Annotated in this window: 18 protein-coding genes; 12 read left to right on the forward strand and 6 right to left on the reverse strand. The window is 74.8% G+C overall.

Translation table 11 applies throughout. The features are described 5' to 3' along the window. Positions 1–3 precede the first annotated feature (3 nt). Complete coding sequence (locus tag ACFPP6_RS17300; protein WP_382042721.1) at positions 4–1,530, reverse strand: phytoene desaturase family protein; 1,527 nt, start codon at positions 1,528–1,530, stop codon at positions 4–6. Between the two features lie 356 nt (positions 1,531–1,886). Further along, entirely contained in the window at positions 1,887–2,501 is a 615-nt protein-coding gene (locus tag ACFPP6_RS17305; protein ID WP_382042723.1) for a TetR/AcrR family transcriptional regulator, read from the reverse strand. 208 nt (positions 2,502–2,709) lie between these two features. On the opposite strand from ACFPP6_RS17305, the gene ACFPP6_RS17310 reads away from it, so the two are divergent. Together ACFPP6_RS17310 and ACFPP6_RS17315 are read left to right on the forward strand one after the other, a co-directional pair. Further along, positions 2,710–3,471 carry a methyltransferase gene (locus ACFPP6_RS17310; protein WP_382042726.1) on the forward strand — a complete coding sequence of 254 codons (762 nt, stop codon included), beginning with the start codon at positions 2,710–2,712 and terminating at the stop codon, positions 3,469–3,471. Positions 3,472–3,708: 237 nt separating this feature from the next. Then, on the forward strand, positions 3,709–4,113 hold the full coding sequence (locus tag ACFPP6_RS17315; protein WP_382042729.1) for a DUF3040 domain-containing protein: 405 nt from the start codon (positions 3,709–3,711) through the stop codon (positions 4,111–4,113). Positions 4,114–4,211: 98 nt separating this feature from the next. On the opposite strand, the gene ACFPP6_RS17320 is transcribed toward ACFPP6_RS17315, so the two are convergent. The 4 genes from ACFPP6_RS17320 to ACFPP6_RS17335 form a co-directional block, all read right to left on the reverse strand. Beyond that, complete coding sequence (locus ACFPP6_RS17320; protein WP_382042732.1) at positions 4,212–6,653, reverse strand: transglutaminase TgpA family protein; 2,442 nt, start codon at positions 6,651–6,653, stop codon at positions 4,212–4,214. Beyond that, positions 6,650–8,032 (reverse strand): DUF58 domain-containing protein, encoded by a 1,383-nt coding sequence (locus ACFPP6_RS17325; RefSeq protein ID WP_382042735.1) that lies wholly within the window; start codon positions 8,030–8,032, stop codon positions 6,650–6,652. Before ACFPP6_RS17325 ends, ACFPP6_RS17320 begins: the two co-directional genes overlap by 4 nt. Continuing rightward, positions 8,032–8,985: an AAA family ATPase gene (locus ACFPP6_RS17330; protein WP_382043283.1), complete on the reverse strand. Its 954-nt coding sequence runs from the start codon at positions 8,983–8,985 to the stop codon at positions 8,032–8,034. The genes ACFPP6_RS17325 and ACFPP6_RS17330 overlap by 1 nt, the downstream gene beginning before the upstream one ends. Before the next feature lie 249 nt (positions 8,986–9,234). After that, positions 9,235–9,786: a beta-class carbonic anhydrase gene (locus tag ACFPP6_RS17335; protein WP_382042738.1), complete on the reverse strand. Its 552-nt coding sequence runs from the start codon at positions 9,784–9,786 to the stop codon at positions 9,235–9,237. A 431-nt stretch (positions 9,787–10,217) separates the two neighbouring features. On the opposite strand from ACFPP6_RS17335, the gene rsmH reads away from it, so the two are divergent. The 10 genes from rsmH to ACFPP6_RS17385 all read left to right on the forward strand — a co-directional run bounded on the left by rsmH (position 10,218) and on the right by ACFPP6_RS17385 (position 22,804). Then, positions 10,218–11,177, forward strand: coding sequence for a 16S rRNA (cytosine(1402)-N(4))-methyltransferase RsmH (gene rsmH, locus ACFPP6_RS17340; protein ID WP_382042740.1), 960 nt, complete (start codon positions 10,218–10,220; stop codon positions 11,175–11,177). Beyond that, on the forward strand, positions 11,174–11,641 hold the full coding sequence (gene ftsL, locus ACFPP6_RS17345) for a cell division protein FtsL (protein WP_382042742.1): 468 nt from the start codon (positions 11,174–11,176) through the stop codon (positions 11,639–11,641). The genes rsmH and ftsL overlap by 4 nt, the downstream gene beginning before the upstream one ends. A 4-nt stretch (positions 11,642–11,645) precedes the next feature. Continuing rightward, on the forward strand, positions 11,646–13,589 hold the full coding sequence (locus ACFPP6_RS17350; protein ID WP_382042745.1) for a peptidoglycan D,D-transpeptidase FtsI family protein: 1,944 nt from the start codon (positions 11,646–11,648) through the stop codon (positions 13,587–13,589). Between the two features lie 14 nt (positions 13,590–13,603). Continuing rightward, positions 13,604–15,298: a UDP-N-acetylmuramoyl-L-alanyl-D-glutamate--2,6-diaminopimelate ligase gene (locus ACFPP6_RS17355; RefSeq protein ID WP_382042748.1), complete on the forward strand. Its 1,695-nt coding sequence runs from the start codon at positions 13,604–13,606 to the stop codon at positions 15,296–15,298. A 65-nt stretch (positions 15,299–15,363) separates the two neighbouring features. Beyond that, positions 15,364–16,785, forward strand: a complete 1,422-nt coding sequence (locus tag ACFPP6_RS17360; RefSeq protein ID WP_382042749.1) for a UDP-N-acetylmuramoyl-tripeptide--D-alanyl-D-alanine ligase — start codon at positions 15,364–15,366, stop codon at positions 16,783–16,785. Further along, entirely contained in the window at positions 16,785–17,849 is a 1,065-nt protein-coding gene (mraY, locus tag ACFPP6_RS17365) for a phospho-N-acetylmuramoyl-pentapeptide-transferase (RefSeq protein WP_168090810.1), read from the forward strand. The genes ACFPP6_RS17360 and mraY overlap by 1 nt, the downstream gene beginning before the upstream one ends. Continuing rightward, positions 17,831–19,294 carry a UDP-N-acetylmuramoyl-L-alanine--D-glutamate ligase gene (gene murD / locus ACFPP6_RS17370; protein WP_382042752.1) on the forward strand — a complete coding sequence of 488 codons (1,464 nt, stop codon included), beginning with the start codon at positions 17,831–17,833 and terminating at the stop codon, positions 19,292–19,294. Before mraY ends, murD begins: the two co-directional genes overlap by 19 nt. Before the next feature lie 115 nt (positions 19,295–19,409). Further along, positions 19,410–20,813 carry a putative lipid II flippase FtsW gene (ftsW, locus tag ACFPP6_RS17375; protein WP_382042755.1) on the forward strand — a complete coding sequence of 468 codons (1,404 nt, stop codon included), beginning with the start codon at positions 19,410–19,412 and terminating at the stop codon, positions 20,811–20,813. A 6-nt stretch (positions 20,814–20,819) separates the two neighbouring features. Continuing rightward, entirely contained in the window at positions 20,820–21,914 is a 1,095-nt protein-coding gene (gene murG / locus ACFPP6_RS17380) for an undecaprenyldiphospho-muramoylpentapeptide beta-N-acetylglucosaminyltransferase (RefSeq protein WP_168090813.1), read from the forward strand. A gap of 23 nt (positions 21,915–21,937) precedes the next feature. Then, positions 21,938–22,804 carry a cell division protein FtsQ/DivIB gene (locus ACFPP6_RS17385; RefSeq protein WP_382042758.1) on the forward strand — a complete coding sequence of 289 codons (867 nt, stop codon included), beginning with the start codon at positions 21,938–21,940 and terminating at the stop codon, positions 22,802–22,804. The last annotated feature ends 35 nt before the right edge of the window (positions 22,805–22,839 follow it).

Below are 22,839 nucleotides of genomic sequence, written 5' to 3' on the forward strand. Positions count from 1 at the left end.
CTCCTACTGGGAGCCGCGCCAGTCCGCCCCGGAGACGATCAGGCCCGCGGCCATCGTCCCGGCCATCCCCGCGTGCGCCAGCCCGCCGCCGGGGTGGGCGAATCCGCCCGCCAGGTACAGGCCCGGCAGCGACGTCGCATTGGCGGCCCGGAGGAACGCGCCCCCGCCACCGGCCAGCACCGGCGCCGGAACGCCCCCGCCCTCGGCGCCCGTCGCGCGCTCGGTGTCGGCGGGCGTGCGCACCTCGTGCCACAGCAGGCGCTCCCGCAGGCCCGGCAGCACGCCTTCCGCGGCGTCGAGCACGCGCTCGGCGAAGGCCGCCGCCGTCGCCTCGTCGCTCCAGTCCACCCGGCCGTGCGGGGCGACCGTGGCGGTCAGCGTGACGGCCTCGTGCCCGTCGTCCGGGCGGACGTCAGGATCGTCCGGGCGCAGCACGGTCACCGTCGGCCGGTAGTGCAGCGCGGCGGGGCCGCGCGCACCCTCGCCGAAGATCCCCTCCAACTCCGCGCCGCGGTCCGGCGCGTGGACCACCGTGCGGTGGGCGGTCGCGGCGGGCCGCGCCCCGCGCAGCGCGAGGAAGAGCGTGAAGCGCCCGGGCGGCACCGGCGGGCCGGGCCGCACGGCGGGCCCGCAGGCCGCCGGGGCCAGGCGCCGCAGCACTCCGGGCGAGACGCCGGCGACCACCGTGTCGGCCTCGGCCGTGCGCCCGTCCGCCAGCTCCACTCCGGCCGCGCGGCCGTCCTTCTCGACGACCGCCGTGACCTCCGTGCCCAGGGCGAACTCCACCCGGCGCGCCAGGCACCGCTCGTGGACGGCGTCGGCCAGGCCGCGCATCCCGCCGCGCACGTACCAGCTGCCGAAGGTCTGCTCCATGTACGGCAGGACCGTCGCGCTCGCGGGGGCGCGGCGCGGATCGAGCCCGTACGCCAGGGCGTGGCTCTCCAGCAGGGCCACGAGCCGGGGGTCCTTCAGCTCGCGCCCGGCGACGGCCGCGAGCACGGGCGGGGTGCTCCGCCGGAACAGGCCGCGCTTGCGCAGCCCCGGGTAGGGGTCGTGGCCCAGGGCCTCCAGATACTCGGGGTCGTCGAGCAGGGGCTCCTCCAGCAGCGGGCGGCGCGTGGCGTCCCACACCGCGCGCGCCCGGTTCACGAGCTCGCTCCAGCGCTCGCCGGCGCCCGCGCCCACGGCCTCGTCGAGGGCCTGGACCACCCCGGCCCGGGAGGCGTTGGGCAGGGAGACGGAGGTGCCGCCGGCGAAGACGTGCGCGCTCGCCGGGTCCACCTGGACCAGGCCGACGCTCTGCTCCAGCGACTCCTTGCCCGTCTTGACGAACAGGTCGCGGTACACGGCCGGCAGGTGCAGCAGCCCCGGCCCCGTGTCGAAGGCGAAGCCGTCCCGGGTCATGCGCCCGACGCCTCCGCCGTGCGTCGCCGCCTTCTCGTACACCGTCACCCGGTGGCCCGCGACGGCCAGCCGGGCGGCGGCAGCCATCGCGCCCATCCCGGCGCCGATCACCGCAATCCGTGCCATGGGGGCGACTTTATCCGGCGGCACCGGCAGCACCGGGCGGCACCGGTCCGCAGGGCCCGGACGCCGGGTTCCGGACGGGGCTTGCTTGGGGCCGAACGCCCAGGCGTGAGTACCCGTACTCAGAGGAGGAGATGAGTAGGCGCACGGATGGGCCGGGGGCCCGCCGGGCGGAAGAGTGGTGCCCACGGAAGGGGCGCGGCGCCGGTACCGCCGGCACGGGGCTGCGGAACGGCGCGGCACCCCCGACGTGACCGGGGGGCGGGGGCCCCGCAGGGGGTTCGGGGGAGCACACGGGGGAACGCCGTTCCGGGGGCGGCCGAGGGGGATTCGGCCGCCGCCGGGACGGCACCGCCGCGTCAGCGGACCACGCCGCCCAGCCGTCCCTGTAACACCCGCGCCAGCGACGCGTGGACCTCGTCCACCGACCGCTCCGGCTGGAACGACTGCCAGTCCAGCGCCGTCACGAGCACCATCCCGAACAGCGCGGACGCCGTCAGGGCGACGTCGGACCCCGCCGCCGGATCGTCCTCCGCGGCCGCATCCCGCAGCACGGACTCGATCACCTCGACCGCCTGCTGCCGCACCCGCGTCAGCGTCGGGCGCCAGGCCCGGTTGGTGCGCCACAGCTCGGCGACGTAGAGCTGGGCCAGCGCCGGCCGGCGCGCCACGAAGTCCAGCCCGGCGCGGATCATCGCGTCCAGCGCCTCGGCCGCGCCGCCGCCGCGCTCGGCCGTCTCGTCGGCCGCGGCCCGCAGCGCCCCGGTCAGCAGCTCCATGCCGTGCCGCAGCAGCTCCTCGAACAGATCGGTCTTGCTCGCGAAGTTGTAATAGACGGTGCCCTTGGCCACCCCGGCCCGTTCCGCTATCTCGTCCACGGTGGTGGAGGAGAAGCCCTGTTCGGCGATGAGGGTCACCGCGGCGTCGAAGAGCTTTCGCCGGGTGTTCTGACGGCGCGTACTGCTGCTGTCCATGGAGTGATTCTCCCTGCCCGCCCGGCGGTCCCCGCGCCCGCGTCAACCTCGCGTGGCCGCACGGGTATTCGCGCAGGCCGGAGCCCTTGCCCGGAGCACCCCGCACGGCGCCGCGCCGGGCCGGGCGGCCGTGTCGTCCCGGCCCCGGGCACGGCCCATTAGGCTGGGGCGGACGCAATCGTTCGCCACCGCCGAGGAGCCACCCGCCGTGTCAGACCCGCTGCGCCCCCGGGCGTCCCTGCGTACCGCCGTGGTCTGGGAGGTCCTGCGCGACGCCCTGGACCGCCGGGTGAAGGCCGCCGGCCCGGCCGGCGGCGTGCTGGAGGTGCTCGACACCGGCGGCGGCTCCGGCCACTTCGCGGTGCCCGTCGCGGCCCTCGGTCACCGCGTCACCGTCGTCGACCCCAGCCCCAACGCCCTCTTCGCGCTGGAGCGCCGGGCCGCCGAGGCCGGCGTCGCCGAGCGGGTGCGCGGCGTCCAGGGCGACGCCCACGGCCTGTTCGACGTGGTGGACCGCGGCGCCTACGACGTGGTGCTGTGCCACGGCGTCCTGGAGTACGTGGACGACCCCGCCGAGGGCGTGCGCAACGTCATCGAGGCGCTCCGCCCCGCAGGCACCCTGAGCCTGCTGGCCGCGGGCCTCGGCGGCGCCGTCCTGTCCCGTGCGCTCGCCGGGCACTTCACCGAGGCCCGCCAGGTCCTCACCGACCCGGCCGGTCACTGGGGCGCGGGCGACCCGATGCCGCGCCGGTTCACCGCCGAGCAGCTGACGGAGCTCGTGACCGCCGCGGGCCTGGAGGCGGGGGCCGTGCACGGCGTGCGCGTCTTCGCCGATCTGGTGCCCGGCGTGCTGCTCGACGCGGAGCCCGGGGCCCGGGAGGCGCTCGCCCAGCTGGAGGCCGCCGCGGCCGCGCTGCCGGCCTTCCACTCGGTGGCCACCCAACTGCATGTACTGGCCGAGCGTGGCTGACTGCGCGCTGTAGGTCACACACCACCCGATCAGCTGGTTCGCCCCGTATGATCGGGGGACGCCGTCCGGCATGGCCGATCGGCGAACCGGGAATGTACGTCCCGACACCACCGATCGCCACACGGACATCGGTGGGCGGATTGGCGCAGAGGGGCGGGTTTCACGGGGGCGATTCCCTGCCTATCCTGAAAGGGTCGCACCCGGTCGCCCCCCGCGACCGACGAGTAGGAGGACTCCGTGCCGCTCTCGGAGCACGAGCAGCGCATGCTCGAGCAGATGGAGCGAGCGCTGTACGCCGAAGATCCCAAGTTCGCGACAGCGCTCGAGGGCAGCGGCCTGCGCACGTACACCCGGCGACGGGTCTACCAGGCGGTCGCCGGGTTTCTGGTGGGTATCGCGCTCTTGATGACCGGCGTGATGATTCAGGGGCAGTACTGGATCAGTGTGGTCGGCTTCCTCGTCATGCTGGGCTGCGCGGCGCTCGCCGTCACCGGCTGGCGCAAGGCGCCCAGGCCCGGTGCGCAGCAGGGGACGGGCCCGGCGGGGCCCCTGGGCGGCCGCGGCCAGGTGCGCGCTCGCCGCAGCATGATGGACCGCATCGAGCAGCGCTGGCAGCGCCGCCGCGACGAGCAGGGCCACTGAGAGCCCTCCCGATTTCTTCATCCGTTTCTTCGTCCATGGCGTGGGGTCAGGAGCAGGTCTCCTGACCCCACGCCATGTCCGTCTCCGGCGGGCGCCGTTCAGGCTCTGGGGGAGGCCCTGAGCCGGAGGGCGCGGATCCGCCGGGCCGCGGCCGAGCGGCGCCGGGCGAGGCCCCACAGCAGCTGTGCCGCCGAGCGCGGCAGCAGCACGGCGCGCAGCCGGGCGCCCCGCCCCGCGGCGGCGTGCAGCCCGGCCCGTACGCACTCGACGTCGCCCGCGAGGCCCGCCGCGGGCCGTGGCCGCGGGGCGTACAGCACCTGCTCGACCGCGGTGGCCACGCGGGCCGCGGACGCGGCGGCGGGCCCTTCCAGCGCCCCGGCGGCGACGATCCGCTCGGCGGCGGCGCGCGGGGTGCGGGAATCGTCGGGCGGGATGCCGTAGTCCCAGGCGGAGTCCGTCAGTTCGCGCCAGGCCGCCAGCGTGCGCTCCGCCGTCGGGGCACCCGCGGCGGCATCCGGCGGGCCCCCGCCCGGCTCCGCCGGACGGGAGGGCTCCGCGTGCAGGCCCGGCCCGCCGAGGCGGCGGGCGCGCACCCGCCGGCGCCACAGCATCGGCAGCAGGGGAAGCCCCAGGGCCGCCAGCGCCGCCACGGCGATGCCCGCCACCGCGCCCGCGGAGGGGCCGCCGGAGGCCTGCCCGCCGCCCTCGGCCTGCCGGTCGGCGGGCGGGCACTCGCCGAGCTTCCTCTGCCCCGGCGGGCAGGCGTCCGTGTCCCGCGGGGCCGCCGGGGCCGCGGCGCTCCGCTCCGGGGCCGGGGCCGGCGCGGCGCCCGCCTCACCGCCGCCGGCCGGCTCGGCGACCGCGTACTCGGGCGTGGTGCCGCGGCTGGGGGTGGGCTCGAAGCGCGTCCAGCCGGCGCCCTCGAAGTACAGCTCGGGCCAGGCGTGGGCGTCCTTGGTCCCGACGGACACCGAGCCGTCCGCCAGGGGCGTGCCCGGCATGAAGCCGACCGCCACGCGCGCGGGGATGCCCAGCGTCCGCGCCATCGCCGCCATCGAGAAGGAGAAGTGGATGCAGAAGCCCCGCTTGGCCTGCAGGAAGCGGGCGACGGCGTCCGTGCCGGTGCCCGAGGCGACCTGGGTGTCGTACTGGAAGCCCCCGCCGACCGAGAACCAGTCCTGCAGCATGACCGCCTGCTGATAGGCGTTCGCCGAGCCCGCCGTCACCTTCCGGGCCGTCTGCGCCACCACCGGCGGCAGCGACCGGGGCACCTGGGTGTAGGCCCGCAGCACCTGCTCCGGGGGAGCGGGGGCGCTCGCGAGCTGCGCCGCCGTGGGCTCCACCTGCAGGCTGGCGACCTGGTAGCGGACGCCCCGGGTGGTCTGGCCGCGCTCGCCGGCGAGGATCCGGCCCTCCGGCTCGTACCGCCAGCGGCCCTCGGTGCGCACCTCCTCGGCGGGGTAGGGCAGCGGCAGGTAGTTCTGCGCGTAGGTGCCGGAGGCCGTGACGGTGGTGTCGACGCGTGTGGTGCGCACGCCGGGGGCCAGCCCCGCCGGGGCGGGCAGGACCGCGGGCAGCGCCGTCAGGGCGCGCTCGGTGGTCTGCCACGACGCGCCGTCGAAGCGGTCGAGGGCGACGATGCGCAGGTAGAGGTCGCGGGTGTTCTCGGCGGAGGAGCGCAGGCGCAGCAGCTCGCGGTTGGCCGGCTGGTTGAGGTTGTCCTGGAGGGCGACCAGCGGCTTGACGGAGGTGAGCCCGCCGCGGCCGGAGCCCGCGGCCTCGCTCCGGCCCCGGGGCTCGAAGAGCCCGCTGTCCATGGCGGGCAGCACGGCCGGGACCACCAGGGCGATGCCGAGGGCCAGCGCGCCGATGCGCCGGCCCGTACGGACGGGGCCGGTGGAGGCGCGGCCCGGCGGGGGCCCGGGAGCCGGGGGAGCCGTCCGGCGGCCGGCGAAGACCCGGCCCCACTCGGCGAGCCGCTCCCTGCCCTCGGCCAGGAGGAGCAGCAGATAGCCGCTCGCCGCCGCGAGGAACCACAGCCACCCCGAACCGCCCTGGCCGAGCCCGGCGGCCACGGAGTACAGGGCGAGCAGCGGCAGCCCGGCGGGGGCGGCGCTGCGGTACGTGACCGCGACGGCGTCCACCGTCAGGCCCACGACCAGCACGCCGCCGACGAGCAGCAGCCGGATGCCGGCCGTCGCGGGCGCGGGGATGGCGTACCGGCCGACGTCCTCGGTGCCCTCCTGCACCAGCTGGCCGAACTCGCGGAAGACGTCGGGGCCCGGCAGCAGCCCGGCGACCGCCTGGTCGCCGGCGAAGGCCACGGTGAGCAGGAGCAGGGTCACCAGGGCCTGTGCGGCCACGGTCACCGGCCTGGCCAGCGGCACCCGGCGGGCGAGGGCGCCCACCACGCTCTGCAGGGCCAGCAGGAAGGCCGCCTGCAGTATCCAGGCGGACTTGTCCACCAGCGGCAGCATCGCGCAGGAGGCGGCGAGCGTGGCCACCGCGGCGGTCACCGCGAGCCGGGTGCGCCCGGTCATGCCCGCCCTCCCGCCGCGCCCGCCCCGGGGAAGCCGGGGGCGCCCGCAGGGGCGGCGGGGCCGGGCCCGGCCGCCAGCCGCCACAGCTCGGGCAGCGAGGCCCCGGGGCCGGCGGGCAGCGCCGTCCAGCCCGCGGCGCGCAGCACCTGCAGCCGCAGCTCGGCCGCGCCGTGGGCCCGGGGGTCCCCCCGCCAGGCCGCCGGGTCGAGGACGAAGCCGACGGCGGTGCCGCCGCGCCCGCGCATCCGGGCGGCCAGGGCCGCCTGCTGCTCGTCGAGGCCGCCGAAGAACGCCACGAGCAGCCCGCCCTCGCCGCGCAGGGAACCGAGGGCGGGGGAGAGGCAGGTGCCCTCCGAGTGCTCCACGGCCGCGAGGGTCTCCAGCAGCAGGCCCGCCGCGTCCGCGGATTCGTTGGGGAGCCCGACGTGCTCGCCGGGGGCGCCCGGACCGGGGATCGCGGCCCCGGTGTCGGTGAGCAGCTGCACGGAGAAGCCACGCCCCAGCAGGTGCAGCGCGGCGGAGGCGGCCGCCGAGACCGCCCACTCGAAGGACGAGCCGGGGCCCCTGCCCTCGTGGGCGGTGCGGCGCGTGTCCAGCAGCACCGTGCAGCGGGCCCGGCGCGGCTGCTCCTCGCGGCGCACCATGAGCTCGCCGTGGCGCGCGGTGGAGCGCCAGTGCACGCGGCGCAGGTCGTCCCCGTGGCGGTAGCCGCGGGGGATGACGTCGTCCTCGCCGGCCAGGGCGGGGGAGCGCCGCAGACCGTCGCCCTGGCCGGCGCCCGGGCCGCCCAGGCGCACCGGGGGCAGCGGCTCGGTGTGGGGCACGACCGTAAGCGTGTCGTACGCGCTGAAGCCGCGGGTCAGCTCGCACATGCCGAAGGGGTCCGTCAGCCGCAGCTGCAGCGGGCCGAGCGGATAGCGGCCGCGCAGATCGGAGCGGACGCGGTAGGAGACCTCGCGCCGCCCGCCGGGCTCGATCCGGTCGAGGACGAAGCGGGGGCGCGAGCCCAGGACGTAGGGCACCCGGTCCTGGAGCATCAGCAGGCCGGTGGGCAGCCGGGAGACGCTGTCGATCCGCAGCTGGACGCGGGCCTCGGCGCCGGCGGGGACCCGGGTCGGCGCCAGGCGGCGGCTGCCCGCGACGCGGTGGCGGGTGCGGTGCAGCACGGCCACGCAGAGCAGGGGCAGCACGGCCAGTAACAGCCCGACCCGCAGCAGATCGGCCTGGCCGAGCACGTAGGAACAGGAGGCGGCCGCGATGCCGGCCGCCAGGAAGGAGCGGCCGCGGGTGGTCAGCCCGCCCAGCGCCGCCCACAGGCTGCCGCCCGCCGGGGAGGGACGGCCCTCCGGCCCGGGATCCGCACCGTCCCCCGGGGCCATCACAGCCTCCGGGCCTGCCGCCAGGCAGCCTGCGCCGACGGGTCGGGCACGGGGGTGCGCCGCAGGAGGTCGAGGACGGCCTGCTCGGCGGTGCGCCCGCTCAGCTGGGCCTGGGCCGTGGGCAGCAGACGGTGGGCGAGGACGGGGACGGCCAGCGCCTGGACGTCGTCGGGCAGGGCGAACTCGCGGCCCGCCAGGGCGGCCGCCGCCCTGGCCGCGCGCACCAGGTGGAGCGTCGCCCGGGGGGACGCCCCGAGCCTGAGGTCGGGGTGGTGCCGGGTGGCGGCGACGAGATCCACCGCATAGCGCCGGACGGAGTCGGCCACGTGCACCGAGCGGACCGCTTCGACGAGCTTGACGACCTCGTGGGCGTGGGCGACCGGCTGCAGGTCCTCCAGCGGGGAGACCTGGCGGGAGCCGTCGTGCACGTCCAGCATGCGCAGCTCGGCCTCGGGGCTGGGATAGCCCATGGAGACCCGGGCCATGAAGCGGTCGCGCTGGGCCTCGGGCAGTGGGTAGGTGCCCTCCATCTCGACGGGATTCTGCGTGGCCACCACCATGAAGGGGCTCGGCAGCTCGTAGGTGTGCCCGTCGACGGTGACCTGGCGCTCCTCCATGGACTCCAGCAGCGCCGACTGGGTCTTGGGAGAGGCGCGGTTGATCTCGTCGCCGATGACGATCTGGGCGAAGACCGCGCCCGGCTTGAACTCGAAGTCGCGCCGCTGCTGGTCGAAGACGCTCACGCCCGTGATGTCCGAGGGGAGGAGGTCGGGCGTGAACTGGATGCGGCGCACCGAGCAGTCGACGGAGCGCGCCAGGGCCTTGGCGAGCATCGTCTTGCCGACGCCCGGCACGTCCTCGATGAGGAGGTGGCCCTCGGCGAGGAGGACCGTCAGCGCGAGCCGCACGACCTCCGGCTTGCCCTCGATCACGCCCTCCACCGCCCGGCGGATCCGCTCCGCGGCGGTGGTGAGGTCTCCCCCTACGCTCGGCTCCGCCCGCGTAGTAGGACCCCCAAGGCTCCCCGGCTCGCCATAGGTCGTCACCCGGCCCTCCTCGGCCCGTCCTGCGGGCTTGCGGTCCGCTGGTCGCGAACCGGCCCGCCCCCGAATACGGACACCGCACCCCGCTCGTCACACGAGGGCGGCGTCCTCTCCGCATTCTGGCCGTCCGCGCGGCGCCGCGTCACCGCCTGTGGACAATCAGTGCTGCGGGTCGATCTCGCGCAGCAGACCCGTCGTCACATCGAAGATGAAGCCACGGACGTCGTCGGTGTGGGGCAGGAACGGCGAGGTCCGTACGCGCTGCATGGACTGCCGGACATCCTGCTCCAGGTCCTTGAACGCCTCCACCGCCCACGCCGGGCGCTGCCCGACCTCCGCCTCGATCTCGTGGCGGAAGTCCTCGGTCAGGGTCAGCAGACCGCAGCCGGTGTGGTGGATGAGGACGACGGAGCGGGTGCCGAGCGCGCGCTGGCTGATGGTCAGCGAGCGGATGATGTCGTCGGTGACGACGCCGCCCGCGTTGCGGATGGTGTGGCAGTCGCCGAGCTGCAGGCCCAGTGCCGCGTGCAGGTCGAGCCGGGCGTCCATGCAGGCGACGACGGCGACCTTCAGGACGGGGCGTGCGTCCATGCCCGGATCGGTGAAATGGGAGGCGTATTCGGCGTTGGCCTGAACCAGACGGTCCGTGACCGTCGGCTGTCGGGCGCTGTCGGAGCTCTGGGGCGCCGGCTGGGACGCGGATATCGACATATGAACGACGGTAGTCGGCGCGGCGCCCCCAGGCCCGTTACGCCCGCCACAAAACCCCGCTCACAGGGGTCACTGTGAGGTAAGCCACAGGGGTTGCGGCCCTGCGGCCGTCCGGGTGAACGGAATGCTTCCCGCCATTTGTGTCGGCGGGCACCCCGCGCCGCGCCCGTCCCGGGACGCGCTGGCCGGTTGATTGACCGGGGGGACGAGTGGACTAAAGTGACGCGAAGTGGGAGGCCCGATGCTCCCCCTGGACACCGAAAAAACCCGCACGCGCGCGACGCGGACGTACCCCTCGGCCTCCTCCCGCTCCCCGGTCGTCCGGCGCCCCTTCCCCGGTGCCGGGCAGGCCGCTTCCCCTTGGAGCGGGCGGGGACCCGGGGATACGGACGCCCGTGCGCGTCCCGGGTACCCCTAACTCAGAAGGGCGCATGAGCAGCAACGCGCGACACGTCCCCGTCATGCTCCAGCGCTGCCTGGACATGCTCGCTCCCGCTCTCACCGAGCCCGGCGCCGTCGTCGTCGACTGCACCCTGGGCGCCGGCGGGCACAGCGAGGCGCTGCTCAAGACCTTCCCCGAGGCCCGGCTCGTCGCCCTCGACCGCGACCCCACCGCCCTCGACCTCGCGGGCACGCGCCTCGCCCCGTTCGGCGAGCGCGCCACCCTGGTGCGCGCCGTCTACCACGAGCTGCCCGAGGTGCTGGAGCGGCTCGGCATCCCCAAGGTCCAGGGCGTCCTCTTCGACCTGGGTGTCTCCTCCATGCAGCTGGACGAGGCCGACCGCGGCTTCGCCTACGCGCAGGACGCCCCGCTGGACATGCGCATGGACCAGACGACGGGCATCAGCGCGGCCGAGGTCCTCAACACGTACGCCCCCGGCGACCTGGTGCGCATCCTGCGCGCCTACGGCGAGGAGAAGCAGGCCCGCAGGATCGTCGAGGCTGTCGTCCGCGAGCGCGCCAAGGAGCCCTTCACCAACAGCGCCCGCCTGGTCGACGTCATCCGCGAGGCCCTGCCGCAGGCCGCCAAGCGGCACGGCGGCAACCCCGCCAAGCGCACCTTCCAGGCCCTGCGCATCGAGGTCAACGCCGAGCTGGCCAGCGTCGAGGCGGCCATCCCGGCCGCCGTCGCCGCGCTCGCCGTCGGCGGCCGCATCGCCGTGCTGTCCTACCAGTCCCTGGAGGACCGCATCGTCAAGCAGGTCTTCGCGGCCGGCGCCGCCACCACCGCGCCCCCCGGCCTGCCCGTCGTCCCCGAGCGCTACCAGCCCCGCCTGAAGCTCCTCACCCGCGGCGCCGAACTGCCCACCGAGGAAGAGGTCGCCGAGAACCGGCGCGCCGCCCCCGCCCGGCTGCGCGGAGCCGAGCGCATCCGCGAGGACATCCCGTGACCCCGGCCGCCCGCCGGGGCCTCCGGCTGGGCCGCCTCCTGGGCGGCCAGGCCGGAGTCAAGCGCACCCCCTTCGTCCTGCTGGTGGTCGTGCTGCTCGGCTCCGGCCTGATCTCCCTCCTGCTGCTCAACTCCGCCCTCAACCAGGGCTCCTTCGAACTCTCCCGCCTCCAGCGCAAGACCACCGAGCTCACCGACGAGCAGCAGGCCCTCCAGCAGGAGGTCGACCAGCTCGCCGCCCCGGACGCCCTGGAGCGCCGCGCCCGCGAGCTCGGCATGGTCCCCGGCGGCAACCCCGCCTTCCTCAGCCCCGACGGCACCGTCCGCGGCTCCCCGTCCCCCGCCGCCGACCCCGTGGCGTACCGCGCGCCCGCGCCGGCCGTCCCCGCGCCCCCGCCGGCCCCCGTACCGGCCCTGATGCCCGCCCCCACCGCAGTGCCGACCACCCCGACCACCGGCAGGTGACGCTGTGCCGCAGAACCCCGGGGGCCGGCCCCCCAGGCAGTCCGGGCCCGCCCGCCGCCGCGTCCCCGAGCCCGCCCGCCCCCAGGCCCGCCCCCGCCCGGCGCGCCTGAAGGCCGCCGGGGACCGGCCGCTGAAGCTCGGCAGCCCCCGGCCGCGGCTGCGCCTGGTCGGCTTCGGGCTCACGCTCGTCCTGCTCGTCTTCACCGTCCGGCTGCTGCAGGTGCAGGCCTTCGACGCGAGCGCCTACGCGGCCCGCGCCAACGTCAACCGGTACATCCCGGTCACCCTCGCCGCGGAGCGCGGCACCGTCACCGACCGCTCCGGCATCGACCTGGCCACCACCGTCGACGCCTACGACATCACCGCGGCCCCCGACCTGCTGACCCCCGAGCGGACCAAGGCGGAGGGCGCGGCCCGGCAGGCCGCCGCCCTGCTCGCGCCCGTCCTCGGCGAGCGCCCCTCGGTGCTGGAGCAGAAGCTCACCGCCAACCCCAAGTCGAAGTACGTCGTCCTGGCCCGCCGGCAGACCCCCAAGGTCTGGAACCGGATCAAGGAGCTGAAGAAGGCCTCCGCCGCCCGGGCGCAGCACAAGGAGGGCGCCGACGTCCTCGCCGGGGTCAACAGAGAACCGCACAGCAAGCGCGTCTACCCCAACGGCGGCCTCGCGGCCGGGATACTGGGCTTCGTGAACGCGGAGGGCCGCGGGGGCGGCGGTATCGAGGCGCAGTACGACCGCGTCCTCGCGGGCCAGGACGGCAAGCTCGTCTACGCCCAGTCCGGCGGCCGCCAGGTGCCCACCGGGGACGTCAAGGAGCAGCCCGCCGTGCCCGGCTCGGACATCGAGCTGACCATCGACCGGGACATCCAGTGGGCCGCCCAGAGCGCCATCACCCGGCAGGTGCAGGAGTCCGGGGCCGACCGCGGCTACGTCGTCGTCCAGGACAACCGCACCGGCGAGATCCTGGCCATGGCCAACGCCCCCGGCTACGACCCGAACGACCTCGCCCACGCCGACAGCGCGGCCCTCGGCAACGCCGCCCTGCAGGACGCCTACGAGCCCGGCAGCGTCAGCAAGGTGATGACCATGGCCGCCGTCCTGGAGGAGGGCGCGGCCGGCCCCGGGACCCACGTCGAGGTGCCCAACCGGCTGCCGCGCGCCGACCGCTCCTTCGCCGACGACGTCGACCACCCGACCTGGCACCTGACCCTCAACGGCGTCCTCGCCAAGTCCAGCAACATCGGCACCATCCTCGCCGCCGAGCAGCTCGGCAAGGACCAGGGCCGGGCCAACCAGGTCCTCTACTCCTACCTGCGGAAGTTCGGCATCGGCGAGCCCACCGGCCTCGGCTTCCCGGGCGAGACGCCCGGCATCCTCGCCCAGCCGGCCAAGTGGCAGGGCTCCCGGCAGTACACCATCCCGTTCGGCCAGGGCCTGTCCCTCAACGCCGTCCAGGCGGCCTCGGTCTACTCCACGATCGCCAACGGCGGCGAGCGCATCCGCCCCACCCTCGTCCGCGGCACCAAGGGCCCCGACGGCCGCTTCACCCCCGCGCCCGTCCCCGAGCGCACCCGGGTGATCAGCGACCGCACCGCCCGGGAGCTCTCCACGATGCTGGAGTCCGTCGTCGACGACCGCGAGGGCACCGGCACCAAGGCCAAGATCCCCGGCTACCGCGTCGCGGGGAAGACCGGCACCTCCAACCGGGTGGACCCGCGCACCGGCCGCTACCACGGCTACACCGCCTCCTTCGCCGGCTTCGCCCCCGCCGACCAGCCGCGCGTCACCGTCTACTGCGCCATCCAGAACCCCACCAAGGGAAGTTACTTCGGCGGCCAGATCTGCGGACCCGTCTACAAGCAGGTGATGGAGTTCGCCCTGAAGACCCTGCAGGTACCCCCCTCCGGCACCCAGCCGCCCCGGCTGCCGGTGAGCTACGACGACCAGTGAGCCCGGGGCCGGCCGTGACGACCATCACTCCCGATCCGGGGAACCGCGGCCCGGGGCGCCCCTCGCTTCGCGACGGGGCGGGTGCGCCCGGTACGCTCACCGCCGTGCCACACGCTGATCAGTCCCACACCAGCCCCCAGGGCGCCCCCGCCGTTCCCGCGGGTGCGCCCCGTCCCACCCATGTCCGCCCCGCGCCCCTGGCGGAGCTGGCCGGTCAGCTGGGCATCCCCGCGCCGCAGGGCTCCGGGGCCGCCGTCACCGGCATCACCCACGACTCACGGGCCGTGCGGCCGGGCGACGTCTACGCCGCCCTGCCCGGCGCCCGCTTCCACGGCGCCGACTTCGCGGCCCAGGCCGCGAGCCTCGGCGCCGTCGCCGTGCTGACCGACCCCGCCGGCGCCGAGCGCGCCGCGGCCACCGGGCTGCCCGTGCTCACCGTGGCCGGCCCGCGCGCCGTCATGGGCGAGCTGGCCGCCACGATCTACGGCCGTCCGGGTGAGGAACTGCTCCAGATCGGCATCACGGGCACCTCCGGCAAGACCACCACCGCGTACCTCATCGAGGGCGGGCTGCGGGCGGCCGGGGCGCTGACGGGCCTGATCGGCACCGTCGAGTCCCGGATCGGCGACGAGCGGATCAAGTCCGAGCGCACCACCCCCGAGGCCACGGACCTGCAGGCGCTCTTCGCCGTCATGCGCGAGCGCGGCGTCCGCTCGGTGGCCATGGAGGTCTCCAGCCACGCCCTGCGCCTCGGCCGCGTCGACGGCTGCGTCTTCGACGTCGCGGTCTTCAACAACCTCAGCCCGGAGCACATGGAGTTCCACTCCGGCATGGAGGACTACTTCCAGGCCAAGGCGGAGCTCTTCACCAAGGCCCGCAGCCGCGCCGGCGTGGTCAACCTCGACGACGAGTACGGCCGCCGGCTCGCTTCCGGCGAGTCCGAGGTGCCGGTGACCACGTTCTCCGCCGAGGGTCACCCGGACGCCGACTGGCGCGCCGCCGACGTCGAGATCGGCCCGTTCGACTCGGTCTTCACGATCCTCGGCCCGCAGGGCGAGCGCGTCCGGGCCAAGGCGCCGCTCGCCGGCCCGTTCAACGTCGCCAACACCCTGGCGGCCGTCGTGGCCCTCGTCGCGGCCGGGATCGACCCGCAGACCGCCGCCGACGGCGTCGCCGGCGTGCCCGGCGTGCCCGGCCGCCTGGAGCGCGTCGACGCCGGCCAGCCCTACCTGGCCGTGGTCGACTACGCGCACAAGACGGACGCCGTCGAATCGGTTCTCCGCGCGCTGCGCAAGGTCTGCAACGGCCGCATCCACGCCGTCCTCGGCTGCGGCGGCGACCGCGACACCACCAAGCGCGCCCCCATGGGCGCAGCCCTCGCCCGGCTCGCCGACACCGCCGTGCTGACCTCCGACAACCCCCGCTCCGAGGACCCGCTCGCGATCCTCGCCGCCATGCTCACGGGCGCCGCCGAGGTGCCCGTCCACGAGCGCGGCACCGTCCTGCTGCTGGAGGACCGGGCCGACGCGATCGCCGCCGCGGTCGCCCGGGCCGAGGCCGACGACATCGTCCTGATCCTCGGCAAGGGCCACGAGCAGGGCCAGGACATCAACGGCGTCGTCCGCCCCTTCGACGACCGCCAGGTGCTGCGCGAGGCCGTCGAAGCCGCGCTGCGCTCGTTGACCACGCACCGGAACGACCAGGGATGACAGACCGCCATGCGCGCACAACCCTCCCCCCGGAAGCTCTCCCGAACGGCCGGAGGTAAATCTCAGTGATCGCTCTGTCCCTCGCCGAGATCGCCGCCATCGTCGGCGGGCAGCAGCACGACATACCGGACCCCGGCCGCATGGCCGAAGGCCCGGTCGTGCGCGACTCCCGCGACGTACGGCCCGGCAGCCTCTTCGCCGCCATCGCCGGTGAGCGCGTCGACGGCCACGACTTCGCCGAGCGGGCCGTCGCCGACGGCGCCGTGGCCGTCCTGGCCACCCGCCCCGTCGGCGTCCCCGCCATCGTCGTCCCGGACGTCGTGGCGGCCCTCGGCGCCCTCGCCCGCGCCGTCGTGGACAAGCTCGGCACCGACGTGGTGGCCCTGACCGGCTCCGCCGGCAAGACCAGCACCAAGGACCTGATCGCCCAGCTGCTGCAGCGGCTCGGCCCCACCGTGTGGACCCCCGGCTCCCTCAACAACGAGATCGGGCTGCCGCTGACGGCCCTGACCGCCGGCCCCGAGACCCGCACCCTCGTCCTGGAGATGGGCGCCCGCGGCATCGGCCACATCCGCTACCTCACCGGGCTGACCCCGCCGCGCATCGGCGTCGTCCTCAACGTCGGCACCGCCCACGTCGGCGAGTTCGGCGGCCGCGAGCAGATCGCCGTGGCCAAGGGCGAGCTCGTCGAGGCGCTGCCCGCGGCGGACGCCGGGGGCGTCGCCGTGCTCAACGCCGACGACCCCCTGGTGCGCGCCATGAGCGACCGCACCAAGGCCCGCACGGTCCTCTTCGGCGAGGCCGCCGACGCCGACGTGCGCGCCGAGGACGTCCGCCTCACCGCGACCGGGCAGCCCTCCTTCACGCTTCACACACCCACCGGGTGCGCCGCCGTGACCATGCGGCTGTACGGTGAGCACCACGTGTCGAACGCGCTCGCCGCCGCCGCCGTCGCCCATGAGCTGGGCATGCCCGTGACAGAGATCGCCACCGCGCTCTCCGAGGCCGGCCAGCTCTCCCGCTGGCGGATGGAGGTCACCGAGCGCGCGGACGGCGTGACGATCGTCAACGACGCCTACAACGCCAACCCCGAGTCCATGCGAGCCGCGCTGCGCGCGCTGGCCGCCATGGGCGCCGCCGCAACGGCGAAGGGGGCCCGCACGTGGGCGGTGCTCGGTCGGATGGCCGAACTCGGCGAGGAGTCACTCGCCGAGCACGACGCGGTCGGACGGCTCGCCGTCCGGCTCAATGTCGGCAAGCTCGTGGCAGTCGGGGGCAGGGAAGCGGCCTGGCTGCAGATGGGCGCCTATAACGAGGGTTCGTGGGGTGAGGAGTCGGTGCACGTGTCCGACGCGCAGGCGGCGGTCGACCTGTTGCGCAGCGAGCTGCGCCCGGGTGACGTCGTGCTGGTGAAGGCGTCCAGGTCGGTGGGGCTGGAGCGGGTGGCCGAGCAGCTGCTCGCCGTCGACGGTGAGGTCGCCGGCTGATGAACCAGATCCTCTTCGCGGGTGTCATCGGTCTCTTCCTGACCCTCATCGGCACCCCGCTGCTGATCAAGTTCCTCGCCCGCAAGGGCTACGGCCAGTTCATCCGCGACGACGGCCCGCGCGGCCACGCCGGGAAGAAGGGCACGCCCACCATGGGTGGCATCGCCTTCATCCTGGCCACGCTGATCGCCTACGCGCTGACGAAGGTCATCACCAGCCACGAGCCGACCTTCTCCGGTCTGCTGGTGCTGTTCCTGACGGCGGGCATGGGTCTCGTCGGCTTCCTCGACGACTACATCAAGATCGTCAAGCAGCGGAGCCTGGGCCTGCGGGCCAAGGCGAAGATGGCCGGCCAGCTGATCGTCGGCATCGCCTTCGCGGTCCTGGCCCTGCAGTTCGCGGACACCCGCGGCCAGACCCCGGCCTCCACCCGGCTCTCCTTCACCCAGGACTTCGGCTGGTCCGTCGGCCCGGTCATCTTCGTGGTGTGGGCGCTGTTCATGATCCTCGCGATGTCGAACGGCGTGAACCTCACCGACGGCCTCGACGGCCTGGCCACCGGCGCCTCCGTGATGGTCTTCGGCGCCTACGTCTTCATCGGCACCTGGCAGCACGGCCAGTCCTGCGGCAACCCGCTGACCGCCGGCTCCGGCTGCTACGAGGTACGCGATCCACTCGACCTCGCCGTCGTCGCCTCGGCCCTGATGGGCTCCTGCTTCGGCTTCCTGTGGTGGAACACCTCGCCCGCCAAGATCTTCATGGGCGACACCGGCTCGCTGGCCCTCGGCGGCGCCCTCGCGGGCCTCGCGATCTGCTCGCGCACCGAGCTGCTGCTCGCCCTCCTGGGCGGCCTCTTCGTGCTGATCACCCTGTCGGTGATCATCCAGGTGGGCTCCTTCCGCCTCACCGGGAAGCGGGTCTTCCGGATGGCCCCGCTCCAGCACCACTTCGAACTCAAGGGGTGGAGCGAAGTCCTCGTGGTGGTCCGCTTCTGGATCATCCAGGGCCTGTGCGTGGCCATCGGCCTCGGAATCTTCTACGCGGGATGGCTGGCCATCAAGTGACGCTCCCCTCCGCCGCCTGGAGCGGCAAGAACATCACCGTCGCCGGCCTCGGCGTGAGCGGCATCAGCGCCGCCCGCGCCCTGGCCGGCCTCGGCGCCCGGGTGACCGTCGTCGACGGCGGCGACAGCCCGCAGCTGCGCGAGCGCGCCGCGGCCGTCGAGGCCGAGGGCATCGCCGTCCGCCTCGGCGACGCGGAGACCCTGCCCGAGGGCACGGAGCTCGTCGTCACCTCCCCCGGCTGGAAGCCGTCGAGCCCGCTGTTCGCGGCCGCCGCGGAGGCGGGCGTGGAGGTCGTGGGCGACGTGGAGATCGCCTGGCGCCTGCGCGGCGAGAGCGGCCGCAAGCCGGCCGCCTGGCTCGCGGTCACCGGCACCAACGGCAAGACCACCACGGTCCAGATGCTCGCCTCGATCCTCGCGGCCGCGGGCCTGCGCACGCGGGCCGTCGGCAACATCGGCACGCCGATCATCGACGTGGTGCTGGGCGAGGAGGAGTACGACGTCCTCGCCGTCGAGCTCTCCAGCTACCAGCTCCACTGGGCGCCGTCCGTCCGCGCCCACTCCGCGGCCGTCCTGAACCTCGCCCCCGACCACCTCGACTGGCACGGCTCCATGCGGGAGTACGCCGCCGACAAGGGCCGGATCTACGAGGGCAACCAGGTCGCCTGCGTCTACAACGCCGCCGACCCCGCCACCGAGCACCTGGTCCGCCAGGCCGACGTCGAGGAGGGCTGCCGCGCGATCGGCTTCACCCTCGGCGCCCCCGGCCCGTCCATGCTCGGCGTCGTCGAGGGCATCCTCGTGGACCGGGCCTTCGTGGCGGACCGGCAGACCACCGCGCAGGAGCTCGCCGAGGTCTCCGACGTGAAGCCCGCGGCCCCGCACAACGTCGCCAACGCCCTCGCGGCCGCGGCCCTCGCCCGGGCCTTCGGCGTCGAGCCCGCGGCCGTACGGGAGGGCCTGCGCGCCTTCCGGCCGGACGCCCACCGGATCGCGCACGTCGCGGACGTCGCCGGCGTCGCGTACGTGGACGACTCCAAGGCCACGAACACCCACGCCGCCGAGGCGTCCCTCGCGGCGTACGAGTCGATCGTGTGGATCGCCGGCGGGCTCGCCAAGGGCGCCACCTTCGACAGTCTGGTCACCAAGGCCGCCAAGCGGCTGCGCGGCGTCGTCCTCATCGGGGCCGACCGTGCCCTGATCGCGGAAGCGCTGGCGCGACACGCCCCGGATGTCCCGGTGGTCGACCTCGACCGGACCGACACTGGGGCGATGGCCGCGGCGGTGCGGGAAGCCGCACGGCTCGCCGGGCCGGGGGACACCGTGCTCATGGCCCCGGCCTGCGCCTCGATGGACATGTTCACCGACTACAACAAGCGCGGCGAGGCCTTCGCCGAGGCGGTCCGGGACCTGGCCGGCCAGGAGACCGGCGGCGCGGGCGCCTAGCGGCACGGCTCCTTGTGACGGCCGGGAGGTTCCTCGGATCCGGGGAACCTCCCGGCCGGTCCCGACGGAACGGTGCAGCCGTACGCCGCCGGAGACCAGCGAAGGGGACACCCGGATGCACGCGGACGACACCCTGAGGCCGTCCGGCCCTTGGACGGCCCTGCGCGGCCCCGTCGCACGCTCCGGACCCCCGCGGACGGCCCGTCCGCGCCCGGCAGCGGGCCGTGGAGGCGGCGCGGGCCGCGGCGGGCCCGGCGGCCCCGGGCCGGGCCGCGGCAGCCTGCTGGGGGGCCTCAGGCAGCTCCACAGGCGCGCCAAGCGCGCCTGGGACCGTCCCCTGACCGCGTACTACCTGGTGATGGGCGGCTCCCTGCTGATCACCGTGCTCGGCCTCGTCATGGTCTACTCGGCCTCCCAGATCAAGGCACTGCAGAACGGCCTGCCGCCCACCTACTTTTTCCGCAAGCAGCTGCTGGCCGCCGCGATCGGCGCCGTCATGCTGCTCCTGGCCGCGCGCATGCCCGTGCGCCTGCTGCGCGTCTTCGCCTACCCCGCGCTCGCCGGCTCGCTCTTCCTGCTCTGCCTGGTGCAGGTGCCCGGCATCGGCGAGACCATCAACGGCAACACCAACTGGATCTCCCTCGGCGGCCCCTTCCAGCTCCAGCCGAGCGAGTTCGCCAAGCTCGCGCTGGTGCTGTGGGGCGCGGACCTGCTGGCCCGCAAGCAGTCCAAGAAGCTGCTCACCCAGTGGAAGCACCTGCTGGTGCCGCTGGTGCCCGTCACCTTCGTGCTGCTCGGCCTGATCATGCTCGGCGGCGACATGGGGACCACCGTGGTGCTCACCACGGTGCTGCTCGGGCTGCTGTGGGTGGCCGGGGCGCCCACCCGGCTGTTCGCCGGGGTCTTCGGGGTCACCGCCGTGCTGGCCGTCCTGTTCATCAAGACCAGCGCCAACCGGATGTCCCGGCTGGCCTGCATCGGGGCCACCGACCCCGGCAACCACGACCAGTGCTGGCAGGCCGTGCACGGAATCTACGCGCTGGCCAACGGCGGCTGGTTCGGTGCCGGGCTGGGGGCGAGCGTGGAGAAATGGGGCGAACTCCCCGAACCTCACACCGACTTCATCTTCGCCATCACCGGTGAGGAGCTGGGCCTGGCGGGGACGCTGTCGGTACTCGCCCTCTTCGCGGCTCTAGGCTATGCGGGTATCCGCGTGGCCGGACGCACGGAGGACCCCTTCGTGAGGTACGCCGCGGGAGGTGTGACCACCTGGATCACGGCCCAGGCCGTGGTCAACATCGGTGCGGTGCTCGGCCTGCTGCCGATCGCCGGTGTCCCCCTGCCGCTGTTCTCCTACGGAGGGTCCGCCCTGCTGCCGACCATGTTCGCCATCGGGCTGCTGATCGCCTTCGCACGCGACGAACCCGGTGCGCGGGCGGCGCTGGCCATGCGGCAGCCTGGGGTGAGATGGAAGACGATGAGACGGCGCGTCAAGAAGCGACCGTCCGGAGAGCGGTGAATTTCGGTGCATGTCGTACTCGCCGGTGGGGGGACCGCCGGCCACATCGAGCCCGCGCTCGCCCTCGCGGACGCCCTGCGCAGGCAGGACCCGACCGTGGGGATCACGGCGCTCGGCACGGAGCGGGGTCTGGAGACCCGGCTCGTGCCCGAGCGGGGCTATGAGCTCGGTCTCATCCCCGCCGTACCGCTGCCCCGCAAGCCCACACCCGAGCTGATCACCGTCCCCGGGCGGCTGCGCGGCACGATCAAGGCGGCCGAGCAGATCCTGGAGCGCACCAAGGCGGACTGCGTGGTCGGCTTCGGCGGCTACGTGGCACTGCCCGGCTACCTGGCCGCCAAGCGGCTCGGCGTGCCGATCATCGTGCACGAGGCCAACGCCCGGCCCGGCCTCGCCAACAAGATCGGCTCGCGCTACGCCGCCGGGGTCGCGGTGTCCACCCCGGACAGCAAGCTGCGCAACGCCCGCTACGTGGGCATCCCGCTGCGCCGCACCATCGCCACCCTGGACCGCGGCGCCGCCCGGCCCGAGGCGCGGGCGTACTTCGGGCTCGACCAGAACCTGCCCACGCTGCTGGTCTCCGGCGGCTCGCAGGGCGCCCGCAGGCTGAACGAGGTCGTCCAGGCCGTCGTCCCGTTCCTGCAGCGCGCCGGCATCCAGGTGCTGCACGCGGTCGGTCCGAAGAACGACCTGCCGCGCGTGGACAACATGCCCGGTATGCCGCCCTATATCCCGGTACCGTACGTGGACCGGATGGACCTCGCGTACGCCGCGGCCGACATGATGCTCTGCCGCGCGGGTGCGATGACCGTCGCCGAGCTGTCCGCCGTCGGGCTGCCCGCCGCCTACGTCCCGCTGCCCATCGGCAACGGTGAACAGCGGCTGAACGCCCAGCCGGTGGTCAAGGCCGGCGGTGGGCTGCTGGTGGACGACGCCGAGCTGACGCCCGAGTGGGTGCAGAGCCACGTGCTCCCGGTGCTCGCCGACCAGCACCGGCTGTACGAGATGTCCCGCGCCGCCTCCGAGTTCGGCCGCCGGGACGCCGACGACCTGCTCGTCGGCATGGTGTACGAGGCGATTGCCGCCAAGAGAGCGGGCTGACGCCCGGAGCAGGAGGCTGGAGCGTGGCCGGACCGACGACCGCACGGCGCGGTGGCGCGAAGAGCAGCAAGTCGGTGCGGCCCCGGAGCGGCGCTCCCTCCCGGCCGGCCAGGAAGCCGGCCGGGAGGCCGCCCGGGCGCGGTCCGCGCCGCGGCGGCCTGCGCTCCAGACTGCCCCGCGGCCGCCGGCTGGTGCTGTGGGCGGTGGCGGCCGTCCTCGCCGGCGGTGCCGCCGGATGGGCCCTCTACGGCTCCACCTGGCTGCGCGCCACCCGGGTGGAGGTTTCCGGCGCCCGCGTGCTGACGCCCGATGAGGTCCGTTCCGCCGCCGACGTCCGGCTCGGCGGACCCCTGGTCTCCGTGGACACCGACGCCATCGAGGAACGGCTGCGGGACGCCCTGCCGCGGATCGCCTCGGTCAGGGTCGAGCGTTCCTGGCCGCACACGGTCGGCCTGAAAGTGGTCGAGCGTCAGCCCAAGGCGATCGTCCAGGACGCCGCAAAGGGTGGAAGATTTATCGAAATCGACGGCGAGGGCGTACGGTTCGCAACAGTCGATCAAGCTCCGGGCGGTGTGCCCCGGCTGTCCGTGGAACCCTCGGACGCCGCGGCGGCCAGCCTGCGCCGGTTCGGCCCCGAGCGGCTGGAGCGTGAAGGCGTGCGGGTCGCCGAGGCGCTGCCCGAGGCCGTGCGGGCGGACACCCGAACCATCCGCGTACGCTCGTACGACTCCATCACCCTGGAGCTGACGGGCCATCGGACGGTCGTGTGGGGCAGCGGGGAGCGGGGCGAGGCGAAGGCCCGTGCGCTGACGGCTCTGCTGAAGGCCGCTCGGGGTGCCGATCGCTTCGACGTGAGCTCTCCCAGCGCTCCCGCGGCGTCGGGGAGTTGACGGCCGGGGTGGCCGGGCAGCACCCTGGCTGGCTA

The organism is Streptomyces aureoversilis (genome assembly GCF_042657885.1).
In the GTDB taxonomy this organism is placed as follows: Bacteria; Actinomycetota; Actinomycetes; order Streptomycetales; family Streptomycetaceae; genus Streptomyces; species Streptomyces aureoversilis.

Bases quoted from the DNA above. Each gene is read 5' to 3' on its own strand.
- ACFPP6_RS17325 (WP_382042735.1), bottom strand. From the start codon at position 8,032: ATGGCCCCGGGGGACGGTGCGGATCCCGGGCCGGAGGGCCGTCCCTCC.
- ACFPP6_RS17305 (WP_382042723.1), bottom strand. From the start codon at position 2,501: ATGGACAGCAGCAGTACGCGCCGTCAGAACACCCGGCGAAAGCTCTTC.
- murD (WP_382042752.1), top strand. From the start codon at position 17,831: ATGGCTGGCCATCAAGTGACGCTCCCCTCCGCCGCCTGGAGCGGCAAG.
- ACFPP6_RS17335 (WP_382042738.1), bottom strand. From the start codon at position 9,786: ATGTCGATATCCGCGTCCCAGCCGGCGCCCCAGAGCTCCGACAGCGCC.
- mraY (WP_168090810.1), top strand. From the start codon at position 16,785: ATGAACCAGATCCTCTTCGCGGGTGTCATCGGTCTCTTCCTGACCCTC.
- ACFPP6_RS17300 (WP_382042721.1), bottom strand. From the start codon at position 1,530: ATGGCACGGATTGCGGTGATCGGCGCCGGGATGGGCGCGATGGCTGCC.
- ftsW (WP_382042755.1), top strand. From the start codon at position 19,410: ATGCACGCGGACGACACCCTGAGGCCGTCCGGCCCTTGGACGGCCCTG.
- rsmH (WP_382042740.1), top strand. From the start codon at position 10,218: ATGAGCAGCAACGCGCGACACGTCCCCGTCATGCTCCAGCGCTGCCTG.
- ACFPP6_RS17320 (WP_382042732.1), bottom strand. From the start codon at position 6,653: ATGACCGGGCGCACCCGGCTCGCGGTGACCGCCGCGGTGGCCACGCTC.